The sequence below is a fragment of the Pseudoalteromonas sp. S4741 genome (assembly GCF_005886135.1).
In the GTDB taxonomy this organism is placed as follows: domain Bacteria; phylum Pseudomonadota; class Gammaproteobacteria; order Enterobacterales; family Alteromonadaceae; genus Pseudoalteromonas; species Pseudoalteromonas tetraodonis.
The window spans coordinates 1-9686 of sequence record NZ_PNCN01000166.1; the positions used below are offsets into that span (position 1 = coordinate 1).

At 40.0% G+C, this 9686-nt stretch carries 5 protein-coding genes, 1 other RNA gene and 2 pseudogenes; 3 read left to right on the forward strand and 5 right to left on the reverse strand.

The features are described 5' to 3' along the window. Window positions 1–149: 149 nt before the first annotated feature. Window positions 150–2213 (reverse strand): type I restriction-modification system subunit M, encoded by a 2064-nt coding sequence (locus CWC30_RS16885; RefSeq protein WP_138627687.1) that lies wholly within the window; start codon window positions 2211–2213, stop codon window positions 150–152. 236 nt (window positions 2214–2449) lie between these two features. Between CWC30_RS16885 and CWC30_RS16890 the strand changes: the two genes are divergently transcribed. Beyond that, on the forward strand, window positions 2450–3535 hold the full coding sequence (locus CWC30_RS16890) for an ArdC family protein (RefSeq protein WP_138627688.1): 1086 nt from the start codon (window positions 2450–2452) through the stop codon (window positions 3533–3535). A gap of 261 nt (window positions 3536–3796) precedes the next feature. On the opposite strand, the pseudogene CWC30_RS16895 reads toward CWC30_RS16890, so the two are convergent. The 3 genes and pseudogenes from CWC30_RS16895 to ssrA form a co-directional block, all read right to left on the reverse strand. After that, window positions 3797–4078: pseudogene (locus tag CWC30_RS16895) on the reverse strand (tyrosine-type recombinase/integrase); the annotation flags it as partial. A 43-nt stretch (window positions 4079–4121) separates the two neighbouring features. Continuing rightward, the gene (locus CWC30_RS19085) at window positions 4122–5123 is read right to left on the reverse strand and encodes a Fic family protein (RefSeq protein ID WP_138627689.1); all 1002 of its coding nucleotides are present in this window, start codon (window positions 5121–5123) and stop codon (window positions 4122–4124) included. A 189-nt stretch (window positions 5124–5312) separates the two neighbouring features. After that, window positions 5313–5669: a transfer-messenger RNA gene (gene ssrA / locus CWC30_RS16905) on the reverse strand. A 241-nt stretch (window positions 5670–5910) separates the two neighbouring features. Here ssrA and CWC30_RS16910 point away from each other — a divergent pair. Beyond that, window positions 5911–7544: pseudogene (locus CWC30_RS16910) on the forward strand (flagellar assembly protein A). Window positions 7545–7598: 54 nt separating this feature from the next. On the opposite strand, the gene rnt reads toward CWC30_RS16910, so the two are convergent. Then, on the reverse strand, window positions 7599–8273 hold the full coding sequence (rnt, locus tag CWC30_RS16915) for a ribonuclease T (protein ID WP_069438664.1): 675 nt from the start codon (window positions 8271–8273) through the stop codon (window positions 7599–7601). Window positions 8274–8478: 205 nt separating this feature from the next. On the opposite strand from rnt, the gene CWC30_RS16920 reads away from it, so the two are divergent. Beyond that, window positions 8479–9357, forward strand: a complete 879-nt coding sequence (locus CWC30_RS16920; RefSeq protein WP_138627690.1) for a flagellar protein MotY — start codon at window positions 8479–8481, stop codon at window positions 9355–9357. Window positions 9358–9686: the final 329 nt, after the last annotated feature.

Below are 9686 nucleotides of genomic sequence, written 5' to 3' on the forward strand. Positions count from 1 at the left end.
TGTCACAATTCCATCTTCCGGTCTGACAGGTCTTTGTACTTTTTTGAATATGTGCTTAGCCTTCAATAACTCCCAGTGTACAGGCATTTCTTTGAGCCATTCAACTCCAGAATCCTTACATTCTGGATATGCTTTATAACGACCGGTCATTATGAATGCACCTCGTTAAGTAGCTGCATAATCTCGCTCGATACTTTATCTAAATCCGCATCAATTTCGGTCAGTGATCTTGGTGGTACGTATTCATAAAAATGACGATTGAATGGTATTTCGTAGCCAACTATACCCACTTCACCGTCTTGCTCGTCGATTTTTTTAGTATCAATCCACGCGTTTGGTACATGGGGTAATACTTCACGGGCAAAGTAGTCATCAACACTTTCTGTTAGTGGTACGTTTTCATTATCACGCAAGTCTGGGTTGGCTTCTACCTTGCCCTTTACTTTACATACTTCTGCTTCGTCATCGTGTTCGCTTAAGTGTTTAACTATCAGCTTGAGCTGTGCAGCGCTTAGCTTAACGTTGGGTGTTGCGGTTTCTAGCTCGGTAGTTAATGCGTTTAAAAATACATCGCGAGACAAATACTTATCATCAAGTGAGGCAAGCGCTGTAAGGGCAATCTGTTGAGTATGCTCGTTTAACTTATCCCATGCTTTATCGGCTGTTAAAGCACTAATGCGTAGCTCATCTTTTGGATAAACAGCCAGTTGTAATGGGCGCTCTACTGTAATACGGCGATAACCAAATTCTTGGTAATCGAATATTTTACTAAAGTCGTTACTTGATCGAGAGCCAACAAATTGGCCGTATGTTTTAACAATGGTTTCTATTGCATCTTCTGTTAGTTCTTTACGTTTACTACCGAGTGACTTACGCATTGCTGCATAGAATACATTCTCATCATTTCCTTCAACTTCACCGCCACCACTACGGCCTCTGCCGCCTGTTTTAGCGCGCTCTTTTGCCGCATTGATAAGTTGTACTTTGCCTTTACGGTTAGCAGGCTTGTGGGTTGAAAGCACCCACACATAAGTTGCTATGCCGGTGTTGTAAAACATATCCGTAGGTAGGGCTACAATGGCTTCTAGCAGGTCGTTTTCAAGAATATAACGGCGTATTTCACTCTCACCACTACCGGCTCCACCGGTAAACAACGGAGAGCCATTTAAAATAATACCAATGCGCGAGCCACCCTCATGTTGTGGGCGCATTTTGCTAACTAAGTGCATTAAAAACAGTAACGAGCCGTCAGATACACGCGGTAAACCCGCACCAAAACGGCCTTCAAAGCCTTTTTCGGTGTGTTCGTCGTTAATTTGTTTTTGTATTTTTTTCCAGTCTACCCCAAATGGCGGGTTTGATAACATGTAGTCAAACTTTTCGGTGCGTAGCTGGTCGTTTGATAAGGTATTACCGAGTTTTATGTTATCGACCTTCTGCCCTTTAATAAGCATATCGGCTTTACATATAGCGTATGACTCTGGGTTTAGCTCTTGGCCAAATGCTGAAAGCGATGCTTTATTGTTAAGCTCTAGTACGTATTCCATACCCGATGATAAAAACCCGCCCGTACCCGCTGTTGGGTCGTAAATTGAGCGAACTAAGCCCGATTGCGTAAGCGCATCGTCGTCATTGGTAAACACTAAAGAGGTGGTTAAACGTACAATGTCGCGCGGGGTAAAGTGCTCACCTGCTGTTTCGTTAGAGCTTTCAGCAAAGCGCCTAATTAGCTCTTCAAACACTAAACCCATACCATAGTTATTAATAACATTTGGGTGTAGGTCGGTTGTAGCAAAGCGTTTAGCTACTTTATAAAGTAGGTCGGCTTCTGCCAGCTTATCTAGGGTGTTAAAAAAGTCAAAATGCTCAAAGATTTCACGCGCATTAGGGCTAAACGACTGAATGTAACTCTCTAGGTTACTGGCTACATCGGTTTCGCCAAGGCGGTTTAAATCCATTTTTGAGGTATTGTAAAAACTTAACTGCGCTGCGTGAGTAAGGAGCTTGTCTTGCGCTTCAATTGGCATGGCTTTTACGGTTTCGTACTTTTCAAGCACAGCAGGTTTAGTGGCTTCAAGCACACACTCCAAACGCCTTAACAACGTAAAGGGAAGGATAATACGGCCATACTGAGATTGTTTAAAATCACCGCGAAGTAAGTCGGCGACTGACCATAAAAAAGCAGCGGTTGAAGAGAAGTTGTTATCTGTCATTTTGACCCTTTATTATTTTGTTTTCCGTAACTTAACTTACCATATCATTAGATATGTTATTTTTTAAGCAAGATTTAAGGATTATTTACCAGCACTGAAGGCAGTACTTTTTATTAATGGCATTGTAACCTTTATTATGTTGTATGGTAGAGAAGCTTTATCAAATTAAGGTAATATTCATAATTAACAAAATAGTAATCTATAAATAACTCATAGCTTTAAAACGGAATTAAATTATGAAAAAGGAAGAAGTAGACGCACATGTAAGAGGTGTTGTAGATAAGCTAATTGAGCAAATGCAGGAGAACTTGGGGGAATGGATAGCACCTTGGCATAATGGCTTTTTAGAACCTAAAAATGCCATTACACACCACCTTTTTAGTGGCATGAATGCAACGCTACTTTGGGCGTCTACCCTTGAGAATACTTTTCAATCGGATGAGTGGGCTACACTTAAACAATGGAATACAAAAAAAGCGAAGGTAAAAATTCGCTCAAAAGGGACACGTTTATTTCGCCCTATTTACGCTAAAAAAAATAAGCCCAGTGATGAAGATTATATTATTTATTTTAAACCTTATACGGTATTCAACGCTGACCAAGTAAATAATTACAATTCAGCACACCCTGACTTATTTGCAGATGATATGCCGATAGATCCGAGTGCTGATAAATTTATAGCCCGATGCAAAGCCAATATTACTCATGGCAATACCAATGCATTTTATAGAGTATACGAAGATAAAATATATCTGCCATATCCCACTAACTTTGTAGATAGTTCTCATGGCAGTAAAAAACATAATTATTATGCTACTGCTATTCATGAGTTAATTCATTGGAGTGGTCATGACACTAGAATGAAGCGCAACTTAGCTAACAATAGTACTGAGCAGTATGCATATGAAGAGCTTGTTGCTGAACTAGGTGCTGCAATTATATGTACGCGGCTTGAAAATACAATTACACCAAGAACAGATCATGCAGCTTATTTGAAGTCTTGGATAAAGCATTTAAAAGATGATTTTCGTTACTTATTTAAAGCCGTAGATGATGCAAAAAAAGCAGTACACTTTTTGTATGAGTTAACAGGTATTGAAAGTTCAGAGGTGAATTGTGAAGATAAAGAGTTTGAACTACTTAATGATAGTGAAGCAGTAGAACCAGAGAAAATAATTCTTACAGGTTTTGTAAGTACGCTAAAAGTTAGTATGTGCTGTAACCATTGTCATGAAAATTATAGTGTTACGTTAACCCGTTATGAAAACCTATCGTTTTGTGAGCAATGCTCAAAGCCAAATAAGCATCTTATTGAGTGGTAATTGCTGAATGTTTTATTAGGGTTGTGGTAACGAGAGGGCTTATCGTAAAACAGGAACAAACCGTTTGAATGCGCTTTAATATGTTCCAAAATAAAATATAAAACCATTATTATCATAGTCTTAGTTATTTTAGATTGTTCCGGTTTGTTCCGCATTGTTCCGGTTGCTATACATAGTAAACCGAGACACACCTTAACACTTTGAACACTACCTTATTTAACGTTCAATACAAAGCACGGTCAAGTTATCGTTATATCTATTTTAAAAGCCAATTTTAGGACCTAATCTAATTGCATCCTCTAAATGGCTTGGCGCAAAGTGCGCGTAAACCATAGTTAGCTCAATCTTTGCATGACCAAGTATCTGCTGTAGCACCAAAATATTACCTCCGTTCATCATAAAATGACTTGCGAAAGTATGCCTTAGAACATGGCTACACTGCCCCTTAGGCAAATTAATATCGGTTTTATTTACTGCTCTTTCAAACGCCTTTCGACAATCAGCAAATAATGGCCCTGATTTTTTAGGCAGCTGATTAAACAACTGCACTAGTTTAGCGTATTACTAGTTTCGCGCCTGTTTAATATTAAACGGGTGAATTAACCTGCCAATACCCTGTTTTCTTAGCGCCAATACGAGTTATCAAGCCTGCGTCTTTCAAAAACTTTACGCGCCTTTCAATAGTGCTTTGAGACTTGCCACATTTTTCAGCAAGTTGTGCATTAGTTTTATAGCGGTCTTGTTGAATGAACATTAAAATATCTTTATCAAGATTAGAAAGTTTTAAACCGTCATTTAAACCGTCATTTAAACCGTCATTTGACTTTATATTATTCGCCTCTGAAATTGCGTTATAAATCATCTGCAACATAAACTCTATAAAAGGAGCGCTATCAGTTTGTTGAGTGCTTTGGCGGATCGCTAAGTAATAATCATCTTGGTGTTGATAAACCATACTTTCTACAGGAATATTTATGAATACTTCATGCCACTTAGACAAGATTAGCGTTTGCCATAAACGTCCCATTCGGCCATTACCGTCAGAAAAAGGATGAATAAACTCAAACTCGTAGTGAAATACACAACTTGCAACAAGTGGATGAACATCACTACTTTCTAGCCATTCTAATAGGTCAGTCATTAATTTTGGCACACGTGTGGCTTGTGGTGCCATGTGTACAACTTGCTCTCCTGACATTACCCCCACTCCTTCTTGACGATACATACCTGCATCTTTGACTAAACCTTTCATCATCAGCAGATGTGCTGCAAGTAGATGAGTACCATTTGCTGGTTGCCATTGAGGGAGTGTTTCATAAGTACTAATTGCATTATGAGCTTCTTGCACTTCTTTAGGTGGTGCAATAACACGCTTACCATCGAGTATCGCGGTAATTTGCTGCTGTGTGAGCGTGCTGCCTTCAATCGCGAGTGAGCCTTGTACTGTGCGCATTCGATTTACTTTGCGCAAACGAAGTAGTTTCTCTTGCTCTTGCTGCACTGTTAGGCGGCCTATAGACTCACTAATTTGAGCCACTAAAGACAGAGTTTTGTTTGATAAAGTAAAAGGCGGTAAATAGTTAGGCATTATTATAATTCATTGCTTTGGTGTTAGGGGTTTAATAGCACGCATTAAAATAGCACCTTAAAACTCAATTTGTACAGTAAGCAATCAGCTTTTGTAAAACTATGTTTATAAAAAAACCCGCAAGGCTCGAATTAACTAGCGTTGCGGGTTTTTTAGGGTTTTTAAACAAACGAATTTAAAAACCGTTGTTGGTGGAGCTGGGGGGATTTGAACCCCCGTCCGAAAAGCCTCGACCGTCGGTACTACATGTTTAGTATTGTCATTTAATTAACCTTTAAATCCCGGACAAACACGGTAGATAAAGGCGAGGCCGCTTAGTTTTAACGCTTCAACCCCGGCCAGGGTTTCCGTCGCGATCAGGTGTTAGGGTGACACTCCAAAATCCAGTCCACAAGAATACATGGAAGGAGCGCTAGCCAGCCTAAGCTGCTAGAGAGTAGTTATCGTCGTTTGCGATTACTTTAAATTGCGGCTTTTTTACGAGGCAAACCGCACCTCGACATGCACCTCGGGCTTCTTGAATTCCGTCGAATCCTAATCAGCCCCTGAATAAGGTTACTCATTCAGAGTGTGCAAGCAGTATAACCGAGTAACCTACGAATACTCAACACCTTAGGCGTTTTATTTTATTGGTTGGTTAATCCTGCATCAAACACACATGTAAATGTAAAATATTGAACAATTAAGAAACAATTACTTAACAAGCGTGATGCTTTATGCTCAAATGCAAGGCTAAACCTTGGTCTAATAAATTATAAAAAATAATAACAGACATATTACCTAGAGGATTTATAAATGTCGGTTTTTTTCTTTTGATGAGCAAACGGGTATATCTCTTTAGTTTCACACCCTCATGTTTCAGGTTTAGCCTCAACAGCAACACAGCTTATTGAATTAATTGGGCAGTCAGAATATTGCGAGTGTGAGGTTATTGCTAGCAATATTGGTAAGTTGTTTGCTCAAAATAACGACGAAGAAGCCCCCTCATTAGTAATTGCTCAAGCCATTGATGCAAAGCTAACCATTAACATTGATGAAAAAAATATGCTTGTTGAGGCTACTCTTATTACTGCCAAGGGCGGTAAATTGCTTAGCATGGAACAAGCAATTGACGTGTTAGCTCAGGCAGGGATTGTAAAAGGCATTAGCTCTCATGCATTAGAACAGTTATTGGCGCAACAGTTTGAACAACTCTCAGGAAGCACGCATTGCGCTGAAGTCGCTTTTGGTCGTGCACCTAAAGTGGGTAACGATGCCAAATTTGTGCGTCTTTGCTGCACAGCGCAAGACCGCGTACTTAGCCCACAAGCTAAAGGCGGTGGTAAAGTCGATATGAGAAACCTAGGTGATATTATTACTGTAAAACCTGGTTGTGAATTAATGCGGCGCATTCCAGCAACATCGGGGGTTGATGGCTTTACTGTGTTTGGAGATGTGCTAACTGCAATCTCTGGCAAAGAGCATAAATTACAACCTTTTGACGGTACTAAAATTGCGCCCGATAACCCCAACTTACTAATTGCCGACTGTACTGGTGTACCGGTTGCCCTTCCCCGTGGTATGCGTGTTGATGATGTTTTATGTTTTCATAATATTGATCCCAGTACTGGTCATGTTGAATTTGATGGCAGTATTATAGTCAGTGGTGATATAAAAGATGGCATGCGCGTGACCGCCAGCGGCGATATTACTGTTTTAGGTTTTGTTGAATCGGCGCAGTTAAAAAGTAATAGCGCCATCACAATAGTAAAGGGCGCAATTGGCAGAAAACGAGAAGCCGATGAGCCATTCACCTGTTCTATTTTTGCTAAACGAACCGTTGCACTTGGTTACTCTCAATACTGTGACATAAAAACGGAGCAAAACTTATTAATAGAACGCCAATCATTACATTGCGACTTGAGTGCTGGAAATTTAGTTAGGGTTGGCAGCGCAAAAGCTCCTAAAGGGAAAATTATTGGTGGCCATATTCTAGACGCAATGCGCATTGAAACAGGTGAATTGGGCGCACCAGCAGGAACTAAAACCCGTGTTTGCATTGCACAGCGATGGTATATGCTAAAACAAAAACAAGCGCAAATCACTGACTTTGAAAAAGTTTTAATCAGTAAGTCAATTGAACTACAGCAAGCGCGCCAGCGAATTAATAAACAAGTTGCAAGCGCACAGCGTCAGCAGTTCTTGAATAAAATAACAACGAATGAAGAACACATAGCAAACCGAAGCGCCAGTATCAGTCAGCAAAAGCAGTTGCTAAGAAAGAAAATGGCGCAGCTTTTAGCGCTCAGTCGTTTAAAAGTTAATGAGCTTATGCACCCCGGGGTGGAGCTTAAAATTGCACGAGAATCAATTAGCTTTTCGCGTAATTATCCACCACATTTAATCACTCACAGTGAAGGTAAAATAACGCAATCTTTTTAATAACGCTTATTAAGACTGGCTCAACCCAAAAAGTAAGTATTCACTATTGTGAACTTAATCTTGGTTGCTTGCTTCGTCTAAGTTTTGTTGTGTTTCATCTATAGCAAGTGGCCAACCACCTAGTTGCTGCCAACGATTGACAATTAAACAATATAATTCAGCGGTGCGTTCTGTATCGTATAACGCAGAGTGTGCTTGTTTGTTATCAAACTCTATTCCTGCCGCGCGGCACGCTTTAGCCAATACTGTTTGCCCTAATGCTAAGCCTGCAAGTGATGTGGTATCAAAACTAACAAACGGATGAAATGGTGTGCGCTTGATGTTATTACGCTCAATAGCGGCATTTAAAAAGCCATGGTCAAAAGCGGCATTATGAGCAACCACCACAGAGCGCTGACACCCTGCGGCTTTTTGCGCTTTGCGCACTACTTTACAAATTTCTTTAATCGCCTCTTCTTCAGGGACAGCCCCTCGAAGTGCTGAAAAAGGCTCAATCCCATTAAACTCAATGGCAGCTTGTTCAATGTTTGCGCCCTCAAACGGTTGCACATGAAAATGAACGGTATGATCGATACTAAGCAGTCCTTCGTCATCCATTTTTAAAACGGATGCTGCAATTTCTAGTAGTGCGTCGGTTTCTTTGTTAAAACCGGCGGTTTCAACATCAATAACCACAGGAAAAAAGCCACGAAAGCGTTGTGCGAAAAGTGTTTGCTCAGTATTTGCCATAGTATTCTTGGTTTATAGGGATTAGCTGTCTATTATGTCAAAATTGAGCCCCTGTCGGCTAGGGGATTTATTGATTAATTGCAGTTAAACTATAGGCATGTTACTTGCTAGGTAATTAACGTTTGCGCTGAATTATTTGCTGTTGCGTAATATTTTACGGTTTTTGTCACTTTTTTGGCAGAGCTAGATAACTGGAGAATTCTCGATGAAGTGTAAGTTGTTATTTATTAGCCTAGGCATTAGTAGTGTGCTGTATAGTTTGAATACAACTGCGGCAATGCGCCAGTACACGGCTAACCAAGATAATTCAAACTGGAACTTGGTTAAAACAACTCGCTTACAATGCCAATTAAATCATGAAGTTCCCTACTATGGTGAAGCTGTTTTTAAAGCATCTGCAAGTAAAAACAAAGATCTTACCTTTAATTTAGACATGGTGGTACGCCCAGAAAATTACGCGATTGCCGGTTTAAAAGCGGTGCCACCTAGTTGGCGAGCAGGTCGCCCTGCCCGTGATATTGCTGATATGAAATTACTTAAAAAGTTTGATGGTGAACTAGGTAATAAAACAGCGTGGGAAATGCTAACTGAACTTGAAAAAGGGAACCAACCTACCTTTTACTATCAAGACTGGCAAAATAGTGCCGACAAAATTGCCGTGGGAATCTCTAATATCAACTTTAAACAAGCTTATTGGGCCTTTTTACAATGCCGAGACGAATTGCTGCCATACAATTTTGAAGATATTTCGTTCACTATAATGAACTACGAATCGAATAGCAGTAAATTAACCAAATCATCGCAGCAGCGCCTTGATAAAATTGCTGAGTATTTAAAAAACGATCCCAGTGTAGAATCAATTAGTATTGCATCGTACACCGATAGTTATGGCGGTCGTTGGAATAACCTCGATTTATCAAGAAAGCGTGCTAAGGAGATTAAAGATTACATGGTTGGCTTAGGCGTTGATGAAGCTAAAGTGGTTACTGAAGGCTTTGGTGAAAAACGCTTTGTAGATACTAATGACAATATTTTAGGCCGTGATAAAAACCGCCGCTTAGTGATTCAAATCGCTAAAATGTAAATTGTCGTATTCCTTTTCGACCGACGGTGTAATGGATAACGCTTTCGGTCAATACATACCATTTTTGTGATGCCTATTTTATACATAGCAAACAGCCTCCCTTTTAATTATTAACATTTAGCTTTTTATTTTTTCATTTATATTAGGGTCTGTTGATCTTTCAAGGTTAAATTTGCCGCAGTCTGTTTGGTATTAAGGCAAGGCAGAGCTTATGTGGTGTGGTTATTCCCCATAAATAGGCGATAACGCAGCATTAATGCCAAACAGGCGCTGCCCGAAGGGTTCTGCCTAGGGGCAATTAACTCTTTGTTGCCTACATGGATGAAGGT

Excerpts from the sequence above, each read along its gene's own strand:
- CWC30_RS16920 (WP_138627690.1), top strand. The coding sequence starts at position 8,479 with ATGAAGTGTAAGTTGTTATTTATTAGCCTAGGCATTAGTAGTGTGCTG.
- CWC30_RS19085 (WP_138627689.1), bottom strand. The coding sequence starts at position 5,123 with ATGCCTAACTATTTACCGCCTTTTACTTTATCAAACAAAACTCTGTCT.
- CWC30_RS16885 (WP_138627687.1), bottom strand. The coding sequence starts at position 2,213 with ATGACAGATAACAACTTCTCTTCAACCGCTGCTTTTTTATGGTCAGTC.
- CWC30_RS16890 (WP_138627688.1), top strand. The coding sequence starts at position 2,450 with ATGAAAAAGGAAGAAGTAGACGCACATGTAAGAGGTGTTGTAGATAAG.
- rnt (WP_069438664.1), bottom strand. The coding sequence starts at position 8,273 with ATGGCAAATACTGAGCAAACACTTTTCGCACAACGCTTTCGTGGCTTT.